The 20,326-nt window shown below is 39.8% G+C and carries 14 protein-coding genes; 7 read left to right on the forward strand and 7 right to left on the reverse strand.

Annotated features, from left to right (window positions below):
* Positions 1-500: 500 nt before the first annotated feature.
* Positions 501-2,720, forward strand: coding sequence for an alpha/beta hydrolase (locus H6G79_RS03705; protein ID WP_190589796.1), 2,220 nt, complete (start codon positions 501-503; stop codon positions 2,718-2,720).
* Between the two features lie 427 nt (positions 2,721-3,147).
* On the opposite strand, the gene H6G79_RS03710 is transcribed toward H6G79_RS03705, so the two are convergent.
* Both H6G79_RS03710 and H6G79_RS03715 read right to left on the reverse strand, forming a co-directional pair.
* Positions 3,148-5,274 (reverse strand): serine/threonine-protein kinase, encoded by a 2,127-nt coding sequence (locus tag H6G79_RS03710; RefSeq protein ID WP_190589795.1) that lies wholly within the window; start codon positions 5,272-5,274, stop codon positions 3,148-3,150.
* Between the two features lie 108 nt (positions 5,275-5,382).
* Positions 5,383-7,068 (reverse strand): serine/threonine-protein kinase, encoded by a 1,686-nt coding sequence (locus tag H6G79_RS03715; RefSeq protein WP_190589794.1) that lies wholly within the window; start codon positions 7,066-7,068, stop codon positions 5,383-5,385.
* A gap of 330 nt (positions 7,069-7,398) precedes the next feature.
* Here H6G79_RS03715 and H6G79_RS03720 point away from each other — a divergent pair, with 330 nt between their 5' ends.
* Both H6G79_RS03720 and H6G79_RS03725 read left to right on the forward strand, forming a co-directional pair.
* Positions 7,399-8,952 carry a phenylacetate--CoA ligase family protein gene (locus H6G79_RS03720; protein ID WP_190589793.1) on the forward strand — a complete coding sequence of 518 codons (1,554 nt, stop codon included), beginning with the start codon at positions 7,399-7,401 and terminating at the stop codon, positions 8,950-8,952.
* 138 nt (positions 8,953-9,090) lie between these two features.
* Complete coding sequence (locus H6G79_RS03725) at positions 9,091-9,762, forward strand: TetR/AcrR family transcriptional regulator (RefSeq protein ID WP_190589792.1); 672 nt, start codon at positions 9,091-9,093, stop codon at positions 9,760-9,762.
* Between the two features lie 168 nt (positions 9,763-9,930).
* On the opposite strand, the gene H6G79_RS03730 is transcribed toward H6G79_RS03725, so the two are convergent.
* Positions 9,931-10,371 (reverse strand): hypothetical protein, encoded by a 441-nt coding sequence (locus H6G79_RS03730; RefSeq protein ID WP_190589791.1) that lies wholly within the window; start codon positions 10,369-10,371, stop codon positions 9,931-9,933.
* Between the two features lie 10 nt (positions 10,372-10,381).
* Positions 10,382-11,347, reverse strand: a complete 966-nt coding sequence (locus H6G79_RS03735; protein ID WP_190589790.1) for a hypothetical protein — start codon at positions 11,345-11,347, stop codon at positions 10,382-10,384.
* A gap of 437 nt (positions 11,348-11,784) precedes the next feature.
* On the opposite strand from H6G79_RS03735, the gene H6G79_RS03740 reads away from it, so the two are divergent.
* From H6G79_RS03740 to H6G79_RS03755, 4 genes are all read left to right on the forward strand, one after another.
* Positions 11,785-12,099, forward strand: coding sequence for a DUF6825 family protein (locus H6G79_RS03740; protein WP_190589789.1), 315 nt, complete (start codon positions 11,785-11,787; stop codon positions 12,097-12,099).
* Positions 12,100-12,253: 154 nt separating this feature from the next.
* Positions 12,254-13,939, forward strand: a complete 1,686-nt coding sequence (locus H6G79_RS03745; RefSeq protein ID WP_190589887.1) for an AarF/ABC1/UbiB kinase family protein — start codon at positions 12,254-12,256, stop codon at positions 13,937-13,939.
* An 18-nt stretch (positions 13,940-13,957) separates the two neighbouring features.
* A complete protein-coding gene (locus H6G79_RS03750) occupies positions 13,958-14,686 on the forward strand; it encodes a PP2C family serine/threonine-protein phosphatase (protein WP_190589788.1) in 729 nt (242 codons plus the stop codon).
* Between the two features lie 795 nt (positions 14,687-15,481).
* Positions 15,482-15,679 (forward strand): NblA/ycf18 family protein, encoded by a 198-nt coding sequence (locus tag H6G79_RS03755; protein WP_015113604.1) that lies wholly within the window; start codon positions 15,482-15,484, stop codon positions 15,677-15,679.
* 379 nt (positions 15,680-16,058) lie between these two features.
* Here the strand turns inward: H6G79_RS03755 and H6G79_RS03760 are convergent, their stop codons facing one another.
* From H6G79_RS03760 to H6G79_RS03770, 3 genes are all read right to left on the reverse strand, one after another.
* Complete coding sequence (locus H6G79_RS03760) at positions 16,059-17,651, reverse strand: serine/threonine-protein kinase (RefSeq protein ID WP_190589787.1); 1,593 nt, start codon at positions 17,649-17,651, stop codon at positions 16,059-16,061.
* Between the two features lie 758 nt (positions 17,652-18,409).
* Positions 18,410-18,859 (reverse strand): hypothetical protein, encoded by a 450-nt coding sequence (locus tag H6G79_RS03765; protein WP_190589786.1) that lies wholly within the window; start codon positions 18,857-18,859, stop codon positions 18,410-18,412.
* A gap of 88 nt (positions 18,860-18,947) precedes the next feature.
* Positions 18,948-20,108 carry an anhydro-N-acetylmuramic acid kinase gene (locus H6G79_RS03770; RefSeq protein WP_190589785.1) on the reverse strand — a complete coding sequence of 387 codons (1,161 nt, stop codon included), beginning with the start codon at positions 20,106-20,108 and terminating at the stop codon, positions 18,948-18,950.
* Positions 20,109-20,326 lie beyond the last annotated feature (218 nt).

Here is a 20,326-nt window from a genome sequence, read left to right on the forward strand (position 1 = left end):
AAAAATAGCGGAGTCTTAACACACTGTAATAATTTTGAGTGTTGCAGATTTGTATTGTGTGCATACTGCAAATAGCAATTGCAGAGTAGACGCGAAAAGTCAATATTTTACTGTGCTTTGCTCGGAACTCTCTACTCATCCCGCATTTATGCAACGCTCTATTTCTCAGTTGTTGAAGAGATTACAACTAGGATTTTACAAAGACGTTTGTAACAATTCTTAAGCACACCGTAGCTTAAGTTGGCAAACTTCCATTGCTTTAGAGGGATTGCAAAGTATATTCTCCTTATCACTATCACTTGGCTTTGCTTGAAGGCTTGGGGTGATAGGGTGGCTATTGCTCTTTTACAGGACTTGCCATCTTGTATAGTCATGTCTAACACACTATATACATATCTGATTAGTACAAAGATAATTTCAAAAAAGAATAAATTTCATCATAATTTTCAATTTTCATTAGTTTATTTTGTTTGTAAGAAAAAAATCTGGTAAACAAAAATATGAACGATTCTAATTCTAAAGAGCCTTATTTTTGTGGATATACTGTAAAGAGTACAGCAAAATTAAATGTTGAAGACCCAAGCCATAACTCGCAAGGAATATGGACTATTCAATGTCTTCCATATAAACCTAATGATAGTAAAAAACAACCTAATAAACCTGATATCCAAGATATTGCTAAAAAATTAAATAATAACGGAAAAAAATCAGAGTTAATTATTGCTGTTCATGGCTACGCTCAAGGAGAAAAAGAAGAGCCATTTTGGCATAAAGGGATTTTTGATTATTTTTCAAAAGATACAAGTTCTTTAGAAAAGGATAAAGATAAAAACTACGTTTTTTTGGGCTACTGCTGGCCTTCTGAAAAACCACTGTTAGGAAAGAATTTGGTATCAATGCCTGGTACTATTTTAGGATTTTTGTTATTTTCTGGATTTTTTATCCTTTCATTTTTTATAATTTTATTAGTTTCAGAACAGAAAAATCAATCAGTAATTCCTAAAGATTCTGATGTATATTTTTTATGGGGTGTTGTCTTTTTTTATATATTTTTAAGTTGGATTTCTTTATCTCATCGCCATCAACATAACAATAAATGTATTGAAAGCTTGATTGATGTTTTTTTATTGGTACTTTTTGGCGGTTTATTGTTTGGCTTTTTACATATTCTTCACAGCCAATACAATCATTACTTTTTACTATTGATTATTAGTATATTTATTAGTGTTTTGCTACTTTTATTAATACTAAAATGTAGTAAGGCTTTCGACTTGCTTGCACCAACTTTACCTGTCTCTTTGTGTATAGTTATAGCATTTGAATTTCTATTAATACAACCCTTTGAACCCATACTAAAACTTTTTAAACCCATACTAGAATTTTTTGAACCCATACTAAAACTTTTTAAACCCATACTAGAATTTTTTAAACCCATACTAGAATTTTTTAAACCCATACCAGAATTTTTTAAACTCATACTAGAATTCTTATTAGATAGGCTCGGAACTTCATTAATAATTGCTATAGCTACTTTTGTAATTGGAATTATTGTAGCATTAATTTCATTAAGATCCGTTGCTTACTTTCGCGATAGCTACCGAGCTAATCACTTTGGTGTTCCAGATTTAGTTGAATTGATTAAACAACTTGATAAAGCTATTGAAGTAGAAAAGAAACAGAGTGAGCCAGATAATAATAGAGTGAAATTGAGTTTCATTGGGCATAGTATGGGATGTTTTGTAATTACAAATACAATTAGGATACTTTCTGATGTATTTGATTCAAACTCTCTTGATGAAAATCCTAATTCAAATATTGGTAAATCTTTCAATTTAGAACGGCTAATTTTAGTTGCACCTGATATTCCTGTACAAACTATTATCACCGGACGAGCAAATTTCTTACGAGCTTCTTTGCACCGCGTGAAGGAAGCGTATATCTTCAGTAACGAAGGAGATATAGTTTTGCGAATACTTTCAGCAACAGCGAATTATTTTAGCTTTCCAACTAATGATCGCATCCGGGGTTCTAGACTTGGTATTTTAACTGTTAGCAATGATTATCCTGATGGAAAAAATTCTGATCGTGATAGAATAATTAATAAGAATACAAATAAACGCGAACCAGATGCTTATGGAATTGTTAATTATGTTAATAATGAAGTAAAATTACCATCTGGTTATCTCGAAATTCGCGATTCAAGTAACAACAGTTTAAAACTATCTGAAAAGTGTGAACAAAACCAAGTTGCAGATTTATTTACTTATTTTGATTGCACTGATTATATTGATTGTATTGATAATCCCAATTTCCAAGGAATTAAATTTCCAGTTGTCAGCGAAGCGATTGGAAAACCGAAGCTAGGGATATGGGAGTATGCAAGACTTTCTGTTATTAACTTACCATTTTTAAATATTGAAAAAATTCCTTTTCTAAAGTGTAGAAAAATCGACGTACACAGTGATTATTTTAAGGGTGTTTTTATCAAAAGAGCAATCTATGAAATAGCTTTTTTAGGATTAAAAGGATTCTTAACAAAATTAGCGAATGATTCAGGCAACAAAGATGTTAATAAAGACCTTCTCGAACCTTTCGGGGAAATGTGCCAAGGCAAACAGATTAGAGTAGTCATTTCACCAAAACACCTCGCTCTACTTAGTTCTGGTCACTTAAATAATGAAAGTGAGACTTCCGCACCTATATCCCGCCACTCTCAGTAATTATGAGCCTTAAAGTCATTATTGTGCTTTAATTGCCCATATAGCCACTTTAGAGAGTATGGTTTCATTTCTGCATTATTTTTGATAGCTTCCTTACTTCCGATGAGTGCAGGAAGTAGAAATTTTATCAGATGACGTGCGATCGCTCTTGTATTACTGGCGGTTTTGGATGAGGATTAGCGATCGCCCAAGCAATCCTGCTTGCAAGGTATATTAGATTGATAGCTCTTGTAATATGTAGCAATTTAGGATGCTTTGGAAAATTTGTGTCTATTTAGTGCGAATGAAATAATAAAATCTGTATTGTGAGTATTTTCCAGAAAACTCTCAATAGACTTCTTGCAAAAGTCGTTATTTGCACTCTTTTCTTTGCGCCTTTGCGTGAGACAAAAAAATATTTATGCAAGAGGTCTAATCAATAGCCTCTTCATTGTTCTGTTCCCACAGGCGTAGGTGTTTCTGTAGGCGTTTCTGTAGGTGTGGGCGTTTCTATTGGTGTTTCTGTGGGTGTGGGTGCGGGTGTCTCTACAGGGATGGGGTTTTCCGCAGAGATGGTGAGTTGATAATCTACTGGAGTTGTGGCTGTAGAAACAATCACAAACTCGTAGTATCCTTTTTCTGGTAGCTCTGTAGTTAAAGTGCGTTTTGTTGAGTCTTCTAAGAGTTTGAGTTTACCAGAAGGGGAATAAATTGATAACAAAACTTTAGAACTAGCTTTGAGGTTTAAGTCTAAGGTTTGCCCTTGAGCTAGTCCAGCTATGAAAACTTTACCACTTCCTGGTTTGAGAGTTCCACTGACGGTTTCACTTGTTGCGCCTGTATCAAAGACAATCTTGGCAAAAGCATTGCCATTGAGGATAGCATTTAGTTGATCGTTCACAAACCCATGCCAAACTTGACCGATGGGTTCATTCATAAAATTTCGTCCACGCTGTTCGGGAAAGACGCGGTAAAAAGCTGCATCGCCTAAATCATATAAAGCGCGACTACCAACGTTAATGTTATTTACGGCAGCTTTCCAGCGATCGCGGTCGGTTGCGGTATAATTCCCTAGTTGCCGTCGGGATTGGTCGCTGAGAAAGGCTAGTTTACCTAATAATTCATCAGCAGTTTTATCCCAAGTCGCCCGCAGACTTTCATCTTCTGGTTTATTGCTGAGGGTGCGTCCTTGTAAACTCGGATTTCTCCGCCAAAAAATTTGATTTACCACGTTTATATAAAAGTCTTGATCAATTCCCAGTGCTTGACGGCGATCGCTTAATTTTTCTTTGCGTTGCTTTTCTTCTGGGGAATAATTATCGGAAGCATCCACAGGTTGAGTAACCGTTGGTGTGGGTGTGGGTTCAACATTTCCACCATCATTACGATTGCGATTTGTGCCTATCCAAACTGCTCCAATCACACCCACTACAGCTAATGTTGCCATAAAAGTTTTCGTTGTTGTCCACCGACTTTTGGCTTGGGGAATAGGTGCGGGAGAGGGTGAAATTGGGCGGGGTGGTGTGGAGTTGATATGAGGAGAAGGCGAGACAGCGACAGTTGCAGATGTTTCTGGCGCTGGTGGTACTGGTGGTTGAGTAACGGCGTAGTTACTTGGTGTTGGGTTCAGGACGTGCAGAACTTGACTAGCAGATTGATAGCGATCGCTTGGTCGGGGTGCTAACATTTTGTCTAACACCTGTCCTAACATCGGACTCAGACTAACTTCTTGATGCCATTTCCAAGTTAGGGTGTAGTTATCTAATAATTCTTGCGGTTGTTTACCTGTTAATAATACTAATATGGTGACTGCCAACGCATATAAGTCACTATGGGGAGATACTGCACCAGTTTGCATTTGTTCTGATGGTGCAAAACCGATTTTTCCTAGTAGGGTTGGTGCAGGCATTTGACCTGCTGCATCTGGTTGGTAATATTGAGAAGCTACGGTGGCGACTACTTGTTTAACACCACCAAAATCAATTAATATTGGCAGTTGGTCGGCAGCGCGTAAAATTAAATTATCTGGGGAAATATCTCGATGTATTACACCCAGGGAGTGAATATAATCTAAAACTGGTAAAATTTGCTGTAATAGTTGTCTGACTTCTACTTCTGTAAATCGTAACCCTTGCTGCTTGCGGGTGTTTAATAAGGAATTGTAAGTTTGTCCTTCGACATAATCTTGGACTAAAAACAAATATTCCTTACCTTGAAGATTTGTGCGAAACAGTTCCCGAAAGCGGGGAATTTGGGGATGTTGCAATTTATAGAGAACGCTGGCTTCGCGCTGAAACAGTTCTTCGGCTTTTTGCAGCACGTAGGCTGTTTGCACTTGGGGAGAAAATTCTTTTAAAACACAAAGTTCGCGGAAACGGTTGATATCTTCCGCTAAATAAGTGCGTCCAAACCCACCTTGTCCGAGTTGACGAACAATTACATAGCGATCGCTTAAAGTTAACCCAGGTTGGATACCATAACTTACAGGTACATCTTGCAAATTTTCACCACACTGGAGACAAAACCGACTACCTGCGGGATTTACATGACCTTTAGAGCAATAAAATTTAGTCATTAGTGCTGAGTGCTGAGTTTTAAGTAATATATTTTCGTTTTATGCCCCCTGCACCTCTGCACCCCTGCACCCCTGCTTCCATACTCACTCATCACCCTGACACCTTAACTAATTGTTCGATTGTATTTTACTAACTTTATCAGCCGCGATCGCATACCAAATTTGACCGTAAGTTTGTTGGTTCTGTTTCTCCCGTTGTTTTCCGGGAAATAACTCTTCAAATTTTTGATTGGTTTCTCTGTTCAACTGACTCATTGTATAGTCACCGAACTTTCCACTTCTGGCTTGCTGTCTCCATCTTTCGTAATCTTGTTGACTATAACTACCCAATTTCCGGCGGGCTGCGGGACTAAGTTCAGCCTGTTCTAGTTTATCCAACAAGTCATCAGCAATTCTCAACCATTCATCCCGCAAAGCCTTATCTTCTGATTTTGAGGTGATGGTTCGCCCTTGCATTTCCGGCTTTTGGCTATAAAACAACGAGTCTACCATACGAATAAAGAAGACTTCAGAAATTTCTAATTCTTGGCGACGCGCCATCACATCCCCATTTCCTTTGTTACTGACTGGTTGCGCTAGGGGATTCGGTAATGATGGCATGGTGGGCAAAGAAATCGAAGGTATGCTGATAGATGTGATACCCCGCACAACCGCATTTACCGCCGCCCAAGTTCCCGCCACGGTTAACCCAACTATGGCTGTCCCCGCCATACTCACAGCAAAGGGACGTAACCACATAGGTAAAGGTAATTTGCGGCTGACAGCTTGAGTTCTTTGGTGAATTTTACTGACTATAGCGTTAGCGCGTTTCTGCCCAGGGGCAACAATTTGAGTTTTCAACTTGGTAATATAAGGATTGCTGGGTTGGGTGACAGCAGGCGATGGTAAATCTTTCAGGACTTGTTCGGCTGTTTGATAGCGATCGCTTGGTTTATAAGCCAGCATTTTTTTCAATACCGATTCTAATTTGGGGCTAACTTTAATTTCCTTACCCCAATACCACAGCCCTTGATAGCTGTCGTATAATTTTTGCGGTTCCTTCCCTGTTAATAATACGAGTATCGTCACCGCTAAAGAATATAAATCACTGCTTAAAAATACTTTTCCCTGGCGAATCTGTTCTTCTGGTGCGTAGCCTTTTTTACCTAACAAAGTATGATTCACGGCTAATTTAGTAAACCAAAAACCTTGGGAAGCGGGTAATTGTTTCACCCCACCAAAATCAATTAATACAGGTAAATGGTCTGAACGTCGCCAAATTAAATTATCGGGTGAAATATCGCGGTGAACAACATCTTTTGAGTGGATGTAGGACAACACAGGTAAAATTTGTTGCAGCAGCAGAATCACTTCTTCTTCACTAAAAGTTTGTCCTTGAGCTTGACGCTGTTCTAATAACTGGCAATAATTTTCACCCTGGATATAATCTTGCACCAAAAAGAAAAAATCTTTACTGCCTAACTGCACCTGTAAAGAAGCATGAAACCGAGGAATTTGTGGGTGCTGGAGTTGCTTCAGCACATTGGCTTCCCTTTCAAATAACTCTTTGGCTTTTTGTAAATCTTGCTGTGCTTGGACTTGGGGTGCAAATTCCTTCAGCACACACATTTGATTCGCTTTTTGTTTATCTTCCGCCAAATAAGTACGTCCAAAACCGCCCTGCCCTAGCTGACGTATAATGTGATAGCGTTGATTAACAATCTGCCCAACCGCAAGCGGTAACGGTTCACCACAAGAGGTACAAAACCGATTACTTTCAAAATTTGCGTGTTGTTTACTGCAATAAACCTGCATGGTGCTGAAGGATAAGGTAGGGTTTTTATAAATTACTACAACTGAGGTAGTTCTGTTTACGGACAACTCACCATATACACCAATCTTCTTAAAATAGACTCTATTGGTGGTAAGGGATACTCAGTCAAATCAATAGTAATTGTACTGTCTTGCAACCGCAGAAAACGCCAAACTGTGCCAGTCGTAACAGTTCCATAAATGGTATTAATTGCATTTTCGACATATTAGTTAGTAAAGTTTTTAGCCAACTGAACACTCAGCCTTACTTCGCGTTTACCAGTGCGTTTAAAATCAAATCTAGCTTGATATTCAACGACTGCATATAGATTTATGAACGCTAATTCCCAACAACAGCGCAGTATTAAGGCATTTACGGACTTTATCTCTACTCCTATAGAAACCCTACTACAGAGACATCACAACACTGTTAGTTCACAAACAGTCTTAACATTGTTTAGGGATGTGGCGGCGAATGTGCCAGCATACAAGGCATTTTTAGCCGAAAGAGGCATTAATCCAGCGACAATTCAAAGTTTAGAAGATTTTCAGCAATTACCTGCGATCGCTAAAGAAAATTATATACAACGTTATCCTCTGCCAGATTTGTGCCGCAATGGACAGTTAGCAGAGTGCGATATGATAGCCGCTTCCTCTGGTTCTACAGGTAAACCCACATTTTGGCCTCGCTTCTTCACCGATGAACTGCAAATAGCCACCCGCTTTGAGCAAATTTTTCATGATAGTTTTTTTGCAGATACTCGACGCACCCTGGCTGTAGTTTGTTTCACCCTGGGAACTTGGGTAGGGGGAATGTTCACAACAAATTGTTGTCGCTATTTAGCGAGTAAAGGTTATCCCATTACCCTTATTACTCCTGGTAACAACAAAGAAGAAATCTTGCGCGTCGTTCAAGAACTAGGGGGAAACTTTGAACAAGTGGTTCTGTTGGGATATCCGCCATTTCTCAAGGATGTTATTGATACTGGTTTAAGTCGTGGCGTGCAGTGGTCACAATATCACATCAAACTAGTTATGGCGGGAGAAGTATTCAGCGAAGAATGGCGCAGTTTAGTTGGTGACAGACTAGGTTCCCAAAATCCTTGTTATGATTTCGCCTCACTTTATGGAACTGCGGATGCTGGGGTGTTGGGAAATGAAACACCGTTGAGTATTTGCATTCGCCGTTTCTTAGCGAACAACCCCGATGCTGCTAGAACTTTATTCGGCGAATCTCGTCTACCCACATTAGTACAATATGACCCCACCAGTCGCTTTTTTGAGGTGCAGAATAACTCATTATTATTCTCTGGCGATAATGGCATTCCTCTAGTACGTTACGACATCCTCGACACTGGCGGAATTATTACCTACGATGCAATGCTTGAGTTTTTAGCAGAATGGAACTTCAACCCACTAGAAACACTCAGCACTCAGCACTCAGCACTCAGCACTCAAAACTCAGCACTCAGCACTCAGCACTCTCCCAGAGGAATACACCCCTTACCTTTCGTCTACGTTTTTGGACGTTCTAACTTTACGGTGTCTTATTTTGGTGCCAATATCTATCCCGAAAACGTCTCTGTCGGTTTAGAACAACCCGCAGTACAAGAGTGGGTAACAGGGAAATTTGTCTTGCAAGTCAAAGAAGATGCAGACAAGAACCGATTTTTATCTGTAGTTGTAGAACTCGCACCCGATGTTGAAGAAAGTGAAGACAAACGCCAAGTTATCACCGAGTCAATTTTGGTGCAACTTTTACGCCTCAACGGTGAGTTTGCTAATTATGTCCCCCCAGAATATCAAACACCACAGGTAACTTTAACCGCAACAGGCGATCGCGAATATTTCCCCATCGGCGTTAAGCATCGTTACACACGTAGATAGACATTTCGTAAAGCTTTATTAATCTCAGTAGTATTAGTCTGTTATAACTTTGCAACTCTTTGTTAGATATTGTAGTAAGTTGCTTAATAAAATCTTATTCAACCTTAAATATAATGCAAGTAAGTACTTGCAAGCAAAATGACTAAAAACATCCGTTCATCCACCCTCACCCGCACACGTTTAATTACAGCAGCCTCACAGGTATTTGCCAGTTTAGGTGTGCAAGGCGCAACCACCCGCGAAATAGCTCGCGTTGCTGGCGTGAATGAAGTCACTTTATTTCGTCACTTTGCCAGCAAAGAACAACTCCTGAAAGCAGTTATTGAAAATGCTGTAGCACTCCAGTTAGAAGCTTTGGCTCATCCCGAAACCTGGACACAAAATCTCAGTGTTGATTTGAGACACTATGCCAAACTTTATAACTCCATGTTAGAAGCGCAAGAAGATTTAATTCGTACTTTTATTGGGGAAGCTAAACGTCATCCAGAAGCAGCTAAACAAGTTATTCAAGAAGCTGCTCAACCTTTAAGCGAAAAACTCATTACATACCTCAAATCTTGCCAGCAAAACGGTACAGTTAGACCCGAACTTGACCCCGCACCAGCAGTTGATATGTTTACGGGAATGCTATTAGCAGCTATGCTCTGTCATAATGCTAAACTCAAGTACAAGAGTTATACCAGTGATGAATATATTGAAACTTGTGTAGATATTTTTGTCCGGGGTATTAGTTTAGTTCCTGTGCCAGTTATCAATGCAGATAAAATAAACAGGAGTCAGAAGACAGAATCCAGAATACTCCACCCATAAAGGGATAGAGTTTAAATGAAGAAGAAAGTTTGATTTTGATTTCGCTCACGGTGGACGAGGTTTTCCAGCAACATTCATTACCCAGCGATGCACTAAGCTTGCCAAAGTGTCATACAGAATTCATGCTGCATTCTGACTCCTGATTTCTGAATTCTGCTTCATAAATTGCTAAAGCAAAATTCTCCCAGATAATAACCTCCGCACAAAGCCAAACAAACCAATTGCCACATTAATCTGCGTTTGGGTTTTACTGGCTTCATCTATATTCGCCAAAATTTTCTGCATTTCGGCAAAATTATCAGAATTAACTTCAATCACAATTTTATTAATAATGGCGGCTCTCACACTATCAATGGTATATTTACATTCCTGAATTGCTGGTCTTAAGGTATTGACTAAATCCCAATTACTTTTATCTTTAGCTTGTTTTAATTCAAATTGCAACATAAGTAAAATATCTTCTAATTCATCTTCTGTAGACTGCAATTTTGGTAAATCAATGCTATTTTTGGGTTCCGCTTGTAACTGTTGAATAATTGTAGCTAAACTATCTATGGTTTTATTGCCAACCACCGCTATAATGTTATTCACAGGCTGATTATTCATCATGATTACCTTGTTAAATTTGGCATTTAAGTTGAGATTTATCAGGCTGAGATTGTCCATTGACAACATCAATAAAAAAACTGCTCAGAGTTTGATCAGATTTAATTTCTTGCTCAACAATATTAATTCTGCCTCTGAGTGAACCGTAATTATTACCAGTGATATCTGTAGTTAAATTTAAGATTTGGGTAATTCTCGCCGCCACCACATCAAAGCTAAGATGGGGATATTCATCAATGAGTTTGGATAGTCTTTGTCCTTTATCTGCTGCTACTATAAATTTAGCGATCGCTGCTTCTATCAGTTCCTTTTCCTCAACATCTAAACTGCGCCACTGATTAACTAACACACCGACTTGCTTTTCAATTCCTTCCTTCTCGGAATTTGATATATTCGCTTGTCTGTAGGCTTGGCGCAGCTTAATTAATTCGGCTCCAATATCTGCTCGTTCAGGGTTTTTTGGCTTGGGTGGATTTTCTTGCAAAAGTTTCGCCAAACGCAGCATTTTCACTGTTAAACACCTTGCTGGTCGCGCTGTTTGTGCTACTATCTTGCTACTACCATAATCAATAGCTTCCAGATTGCTAAATATTTGTGCAACTTGATCATATTCTGCCTGTAAATTGTTTAAAGCGGTATCAAGTTCTGTTGGTTGCTTTTTTTCTCCTAAAATAATTAAATCTAATTCTTGAAAATTAATACTGCCACCATCACTATCATCTTCCAGAATAGGATTATTTAATAATTCCTCAATAATTTTATCTGGGTCATCCCCGGTAGAATCTCGCAGTTGCAGTTGATTAATCTCTCTATATGAATTAATCGCCTCAGAAGCTTGGTTACGAAAGTTTTCCGCCGTAGCTCTGAGCATAGCTCTTCTTTCTGGTGTACAGCTACTAAGGGTCAAACTAATAGCCACAAAAATTAAAGTCAACTTACCTAGTGGATTTTTGGTCAAACAACAAAGTTTGATGGACATAATTATGTATAAAGAAATATGCCAATCTTGATAAAATACTATTATTTAATATCTGCTACTATAATCCCTGAACTACTGTATTTTTTAAAACTTAAACAAAATTCAGTATTTTAATTTTCATTTAAGCAGAAAAAATATTTAAAAATTTGTGACTAAACCAATAAATGTAAATATATATAATGAATTACTTCACTATGGAAATAAAAAATCAACCACTCCGAAAAGAACACAAGCAAGTTAAATTAATTAATTTTTAGATTTTCTTAATCTATAGTTTTATATGTAACTAAATACATATACAGTTATATGATTATAATAAAGAATTGTAAAGGGGGGTAACTTTAAACCTGTAAAATTGACTCCAAAACTCTCAGATAGAAGCGGCAAAGCATACGAGCAAGTTATAATTCTCTTGCGGATGAGCGTAACAAAAATTTATGAGTAACCCCCTTTTACAAGCCTTTTTTGTAGGCAGAGCAGTAGCGGAAGTGATTAATGAGCGCCTAGAAGTCGCCTTGACCGATGCGCTCAGTGAGTTAGGTAAATTTGATGCTGAAGCTAGAGAGCAACTGCGTCAGTTTACAGAAGAAGTCACAGCCAGAGCAAATCGCGCCGCAGAGGCGGCTAATGTTGGTCAAACCACAACAGTCGGAGAAGACCCAGTTGATTTGCAAGCCAACATTGACGAATTACGCGCCGAAATTGCCCTATTGCGGAATGAACTACAGCGATATCGCAGCAGTTCTGTTTAGTTAATGGTCAAGAGTTAATAGTCAAGAGTCAAAATGACGACTGACAAATGACCAATGACGAATGACAAATGACTCTTTAATCAAACAAAGTTTAGGAATCAGAGTGTCTTATCTTCCAGTTGATTCAGTGACAAACCAACGGTACGCAAAAGATATGGAACAAAGTTATTCAGACAAAGCATACCGTTGGAATCGTGAAAACTACTCTAGCAAACGCCGTTTTGTGGACATTTGGTCTTTTGTGTTGACTTTTATGTTCAAAGTTTGGCGTTATAACAAATCTTGGAGTTATCCAGGTGGTGTAACAGAAGCCAAACAAGCAGCAAGGCGCAAAGCCCAAGCAATTTGGGTAAGAAATACATTACTAGATTTAGGTCCGACTTTTATTAAAGTTGGGCAATTGTTTTCAACTCGTGCTGATATTTTTCCCAGTGAATATGTCGAAGAGTTGTCAAAACTGCAAGATAAAGTGCCGGCATTTAGCTATGAGCAAGTAGAAACGATTATTGAGCAAGAATTAGGGAAGAAAATTCCGGAACTTTTTCAAAGTTTTGAACCTATTCCACTAGCGGCTGCAAGTTTAGGACAAGTACACAAAGCTGTGCTGCACAGTGGGGAAGCTGTTGTCGTTAAGGTGCAGCGTCCTGGATTAAAAAAGTTATTTGAAATAGATTTACAGATTCTCAAAGGAATTGCTCGTTACTTCCAAAACCATCCCAAATGGGGGAAGGGACGAGACTGGATGGGGATTTATGAAGAATGTTGTCGCATTCTTTGGGAAGAAATTGATTATCTTGGGGAAGGCCGTAACGCTGATACATTTCGCCGCAACTTTCGCGGTTATGACTGGGTGAAAGTGCCTAGAGTTTATTGGCGTTACGCTTCACCACGAGTTCTGACCTTAGAATATTTACCCGGCATTAAAATCAGTCAATATGAAGCTTTAGAAGCGGCGGGTTTAGACCGGAAATTGATTGCGCGTCAAGGCGCTCAAGCTTATTTACATCAACTGCTGAATAATGGCTTTTTCCATGCTGACCCCCATCCAGGTAACATTGCTGTCAGTGCCGAGGGTGGTTTAATCTTCTACGACTTTGGGATGATGGGACGCATTAAGTCCAATGTCCGAGAAGGACTGATGGAAACCTTGTTTGGCATTGCTCAAAAAGATGGCGATCGCGTAGTAGAATCACTAATTAATTTAGGCGCGATCGCACCAGTCGATGATATTGGGCCAGTCCGGCGTTCTGTCCAGTATATGCTGGACAATTTTATGGATAAGCCGTTTGAAACACAATCAGTTGCAGCAATTAGTGATGATCTATACGAAATAGCTTATAATCAGCCATTTAGATTTCCTGCAACGTTTACTTTTGTGATGCGAGCTTTTTCCACTCTAGAGGGGGTAGGTAAGGGCTTAGATCCAGAATTTAACTTTATGGAAGTTGCCCAACCTTATGCAATGCAGCTTATGACAAACATGAATGGCGCTGATAGCAATAGCTTTTTAAATGAATTAAGTCGTCAAGCAGTACAGGTGAGTACCACCGCATTCGGCCTACCCCGCAGGCTAGAAGATACTCTGGAAAAATTAGAGCGAGGGGATATGCGGGTGCGGGTACGTTCTATCGAATCAGAACGCCTCTTGCGACGACAGGCAAGTATTCAGCTTGGAATTAGCTACGCTTTGATAATCAGTGGATTTACTCTGTCAGCTACCATTTTATTGGTGAATCATTATGTATGGTTAGCGGTGGTAGCTGGCTTGATTGCAGCAGCCGTCTCAGTAATCCTGATCCGTTTGCTTCTTCGCCTCGACCGTTATGAACGTATGTATTAAATATTGCCTTAAAAAATTATGAAATTAAAATTCACGGGTTTTAGTGATCCGGGTCTTATTCGTTCGAGTAACCAAGATGCTTATTATATCGATCCTGAAGGACGATTTTTTGTCGTTGCTGATGGTATGGGTGGTCACGCAGGCGGTGAAGAAGCAAGCCACATTGCGACAAGGGAAATTCAAGCCTATTTAGTAGCAAATTGGGATGGGCCTGAACCAAATGAAAAAATCCTCGAAAAAGCTTTGTGGCAAGCTAATGAAGCAATTTTACTAGATCAGCAAAATCACCCCGAACGCGCTGATATGGGTACTACCGTAGTTGTAGTACTTTTCCGTCAAGCAGAAACTCCTTGGTGCGCTCATGTTGGCGACTCTCGATTATATCGCTTGCGTAATTCACAACTAGAGCAAATCACCGAAGACCATACTTGGGTAGCCAGAGCGATTAAAGTTGGCGACATCACCCCTGAAGAAGCCAGAATGCACCCTTTTCGTCATGTCTTATCCCGGTGTTTGGGTCGAGAAGACCTGAATCAATTTGATTTGCAACCACTGGACGTAAAAGGGGGCGATCGCTTGCTATTATGCAGTGATGGTCTTACTGAAGAACTAATAGACCCACAAATTGCTGAGTGTCTGCAAAACATCCCTATACTGGAAAAAGCCTCTATCTCCCTCATAGAAGCTGCCAAAGAACAAGGCGGGCATGATAACATCACAGTTGTGATCGTAGAAATACAAGACTGAACAAATCAATTGTCAATGGTCAAAAGTAATTTTGACCAAACATTTCTCTTGTTTTCCGCCAGCCAGCAGCCCCTCTGGTAAAGTTTGCTGTGGTTAATGGCTTTTTCTTCATTTCTCTGCACTACCTGACTATACAGCCCACCTCCACCAGTCTAGAATGTAAAACTTACGCAGTGATATGAAAAATCAAGGGTGAAAGGGTGTAGGGGTTTTGAATACAACACCCTTTCACCTCTAAACCCAAGCTTTACGAGTAAATCCTGGAATCAACTGACTCAAATTTTCGCCAAACGTTATCTTTAGTAGATATACTCAGCAATTTGTTCAGCCTGAGCATTTTTATTTTTTACAACTTGATAAAAATACTCTTAACTTCCAAAATTTAGCAGTTGGAGGTAGAGTTTATATAATTTGTTGAATTGACATCTTGCACCTAATACGGTATAGCGAATATAATTCAGGTTTAATACCTTATATTTACCTTTGCACTCACCAGTTTCTCCCTCCCAGAGAAGCTTGACTCGGAAAGGCTAACATCAGGTATTTAGATTCACTATTTGTGCAATTTCCCGGAATTTGCCTCAATATACTTGAGTTGTATACCAGTAGGTTTAGGCAAAGACGGTTAAGGACACAAAAAATTTAATCCCCAAGGGTGTGGGCAAATAGTCAAACAATTGTTATCTTTCTTAATACGTAGGAACAAATGTAGAGCTACTGCTAGTCCCAAAACTATCCTTTGAGGGATTTCTAACCCTAAATCTCACTTTTACGCGTTGTTTTTCGGAGTTTACTATGAACCAGCCAATTGAATTATCTTTGGAACAACAATTCAGCATCCGTTCATTTGCTACTCAAGTACAGCACATGAGCCATGACCAAGCGAAAGACTTTTTGGTCAAGCTCTATGAGCAAATGGTTGTGCGCGAGGCTACTTACCAAGAGCTTCTTAAACACCAGTGGGGCTTAGACTCAGGTTCCACTCTGGCATAGACTTATTTTTGTGTCGCAGTGGGCGACCTCCTTCTCTTGCTCGGTTCCAAGAAGGAAAGGAGCTGGGGATGCTGGGGCGTCAACTTTAGTTCAGCGATTGTAGATTGATTGTTTTAACCCAAAACTATGACCAGCCATCTAAAAGGCTGCACATAATTGTTAAGAGTAAACTGTATTGTAGGGGATAAATTAGTCGCATTAGGTAGCCCAGGTAATTAACTCAAGGCTAGTTAAACAAACTAATTTGGGTGCTGTATTGGACACATAGCACTATCTGCGTAGATCCAATTAAATTTAGTTGACCACTCGCCATCGCTAATCATTATATTTGCTATAACGTAAGGCTTACAACCGAATATAGTTTTTTCGTCACAAAAGTTTACATTTTGCAATCTGCCACATTCTCACCGGAAAGATCAAAGGGAATGTCTGTAGCCGTTGCTTCTAATTTAGATAAAATTTGGGGTTTAATTCTCTCGTATTCACTTTTTAGTACATTTTTACTAAGTTGTGGATCAACAGATGATGCTGAGATTTTACTTTCTTCAGCCCATTGTTCGAGATTTTGGCGTTGAGCCGTAGCGATGCTGCAAAGTAAGATGTGAGAACAGCGACTTGGTGCTTCTCTGGCAAAGAATAACAATCGATAATAACCAGTTTTTGCAAGTAATCTAGTTATTTCTTGGCCGAAACTAGTTTTGAGATCAAGATAGTAAGGCAGCCACTTTACACCATGTTGACGATTGTAGATAACAGTAATCCACAGTGTCATCGGATGCGGTGCAGGCAGAAAGAGAAATTGATTATAACGATTACAGGCAAACCGTTTGATAATTTCCTGCTGTGGTAGCATCACCCAAAGAGTTGGTAAAACTTCGTTATTCAAACGAATTGTTTTGGGGAAGACAATATCCGCTATGGGTTTGTTGTCTGGCCAAGCAGTAGTACGTAAGATTTCATCATGAGCAGATAATACCTCTATATCAGCTTTTGTCTGGGGCTGAACTTCTACAGGAATTGTTAAGCTGCGAGTTGCTACTGTTTTGGGTGCGGGTTTATCTGGTTGAATGATGGGCGAGCGATAATTCTGTTCGATGGATTCTAAGGCCTGCAAAATTTCGCTTACTTTTTGGGGGCGATCGCTTGGTGATTTAGCCAGACAACTCATGACCAAATCTTCTACTTGTTTGGGTATTTCTAACCCAGGATTGACTGCGGCAAAAGAACGTGGTTCTAGCAAGTGATGGGTTTTGTACCACGCGCCAAAGGAATGAGTTGCAGCGACTAACGGCATTTTGCCAGTTAGCATCTCAAACATCATCACACCTAAACTGTAAATATCTGACCGATTATCTAATTCCTTACCCTCCATCTGTTCGGGAGAAGAATAAGCTAAAGTTCCTAAATAAAATTTTGTTTGCTCGTTGTTATTGGCTTGGAGTAACTTAGCAATGCCAAAATCAAGAATTTTAATTAACTCCCCAAAGCTGGAGTCTTGAATGACGAGTATATTACTGGGTTTGATATCACGGTGAATAATCGGATAAATAGCGCCATCAACGGGAATCCCATCATGGGCGCACTGTAACCCCAGTCCGATTTGACGCACCATGCTCAAGAATCTGGGTAAAGCTAAATGATGCTGACGAATAATCTGACTGAGGCCATGTCCTTGAAGATATTCCATCACGTAAAAGGGCGTATTATTTTCATCTACGCCATAGTCCATGACTCGCACAATATGAATGCTTTTTTGTCCCAGCAAAGCACAGGTTTTGGCTTCTCGCTCAAAGCGTTCTTGTAACCGCATCTTTTCATTTTGAATCGAGAGGGCAAGAAACTTGACTGCTACTGGTACGCCTCCCAACAAAATATCTTTAGCACGATAAACTCGACCCATTGCTCCAGTACCAATTAGTTCCTGAAGCTGGTAGCGTTTGCCGAGTAAGCGTCCAATGTTGGGGTCTGACATAAAACATTCGACTCCAAAAGCAGATTGATGTTAAGTGTGTAGGAAAACAAGTATTTTCAAACTGGCGTTTTTGATTGATTTAGAATGAGTTTCTAGATCAATCAAGTTCAGAAGCAGTTTTTAGTTCTCTGGGGGGAGAATTGCTACTCTTGGCCTGCGGTTTGTCAGCAATTAGTGTTTACAATTGGTGGAAGATGCCAATTCAAATCTACGGAATGGTAGATTCATCCTGAAGTTTGCTCACATTCCGCACGCTGATGTTGATGTATTTCTAGTCTGCCCAAATTTGACTAAATAATTATCTATAGTTTCTATTGATTTACAATCGCTGATATATGGCAAAGTGCTGAGTACTGAGTCCTAAGTAGAAACCCAGTAATTTCAAGGTCAGGACTCAATACGATTCAGTTAAGGTGATGAGAGTTGATTTCTCAATTTCTGCTCTACCTATTAGACAATGAGCAAGATTTGGGGGATTCTCCCCCACACCCCCGATTGGGGGACGGTTGCGTCCCCCAAACCCCCTCCAAAATCATTTTTTCGTTTTTTATTGAGTCATTAGTTATTATTTGTTGCTTTTGTTGTCATTTAGGGTTCTTATCTGAACCGTATTGGGTCAGGATTAATGCACAGACTAGGGAACGTTAAACAACTCCAGACGCAAGATGCAGAGTTCCCTGAGAAATGAGAGTTTTAGCGGTTTTTGCATAAGTCCTGAGTATCTTTACAACTCATCACTCTGCATTTCCAACTCAGCACTATTTGAGCGGTTGCCGTTCTAAACTGGCTTCCATTGTACTGGTGAGGGAATGACCGGACATGACACCAGAACTTAAATAATAAGCGTCATCTGAGAGACGATAGACTGTTTCAAAGCCACTGCGACGTTGACGATCGCTCAATACCCAATAGCGTTGCACAATTGTATCGAGACCAATCCAACCTTCGCCTTCGATCTGTCCGAACAAATTATGTTGAAGTAAAAAAGTATACTGGCGTTCACCTTCATGCAACCGCCCTTTGTATACTAAGGAAATTTCTGAGCGATCGCTACCAGGAAAAATCAGCTTGGTTGCCATTGTGAACCAGTTATCTCGATTCCAAGCAACTAGGGTCATACCCTTAACGCTGATTGGCATTCCATTGTGTTCTAGCCAATTGCCTTGTAATGACCAGCGTCCTGGTTCCATTAAAAAAGTATGACCCACCTTCTCAGTTCCTTGTCTTAATCAAGTACCCTTACGACTTAAAGATATATTTGAAACCTAAAAATGTCAGGTGCTAAGTCCGCAAAACTTATTTTTCGGCTGGATGAATTTCTCCCAGCAGGACTTCATGGGGTGCGCCTGTGGCTGATGGTAGGTTTCCAGGCATATCTAGCTGTCGCCAGTAGGCTAAAACTGCAAAAGCGATCGCTTCTTTAAAGTCTCCACTCAAGCCGACTTCATCGGTAGTTAAAACGGGGATTGTTTTTAATAATGACTGCAAACGTTCTTTTAAATACAGATTCCGACTACCACCACCACATAAAAATACCCGTTGTGGCATTTGCGGTAAAAAGGTTTGGTAACTGTGAACAACAGAAGCTGCTGTCAGTTCGGTAAGGGTGGCGAGAAAGTCCGCCGGACTGAGTTGATATGGCCCGGCATCTTTTAAACATTGATTTAAGTAATCTACACCAAATAACTCACGTCCTGTAGATTTGGGCGGTGGTAAATGAAAGTAGTCTTGCTGCAACCATTGTTCGACTAAAGATTGGCAAGGACTACCAGTCGCCGCCCATTTACCATCTTCGTCATATTTTTTAGCACCATTAGTTAAATGCTCTACTGCTAAATCTAACAAGCTGTTGCCTGGGCCTGTATCCCAACCGCGCATTTTTTCTAACCAGTTGTCGCGGCGGGGTGGGATATAAGCCACATTCCCGATACCGCCTAAATTTTGAATGCAGCGTGCTTCTTCTGGATGACTTAGTAAAAAGGCATCAACTCTGGGTACTAGTGGTGCGCCATGACCACCAATCGCAATGTCAGCAACACGGAAATTACTGATGGTAGTAATTCCTGTGATACTAGCAATCAATTCACCTCGTCCCAATTGCAGTGTATAGCCTAGAGACTGGGGTTGCCCAAATCCCTGGCTTTGTGGTGGTCTATGATAAACTGTTTGCCCGTGGGAACCAATTAAAATTGCTGGCTGATGACCAGTTTGAATGTTTTGCGCGGCTTGGGCAAAACTAAAGGCGATCGCATCATCTAATGCTGCTAATTCTGCCATTGAAATGGCTTTACCTGCACAAACAGCTAAAATACTGTCTCGGAGTTCAGCCGGATAAGGATATGTTTGTCCTGCTAATAACTCAACTTTCAGGTCTAAATCTGTACCAGAAATATCTACTAAAGCAGCGTCAATGCCATCTACGGATGTACCACTAATTAAACCGATAATGCGAGTCATAAAAGATAATTAATAGTTTGATTGCTCAATAATCATCAGTCAATCCAAAATTGACTACGACTAAAAGGGTAGAGTTGGGGATTTTAAATAAATCAGACAAGTTACTATATCAGCCTGATGACGTATAGTAAATCTATCTTAAGTATGTTAAATGAGATTGCTACTCAATACATAATTACTAATGTTCCACTTTTGTTTGTGCAGCGATCGCTCCCTTA

This window comes from Anabaena sp. FACHB-83 (assembly GCF_014697485.1).
In the GTDB taxonomy this organism is placed as follows: domain Bacteria; phylum Cyanobacteriota; class Cyanobacteriia; order Cyanobacteriales; family Nostocaceae; genus Nostoc_B.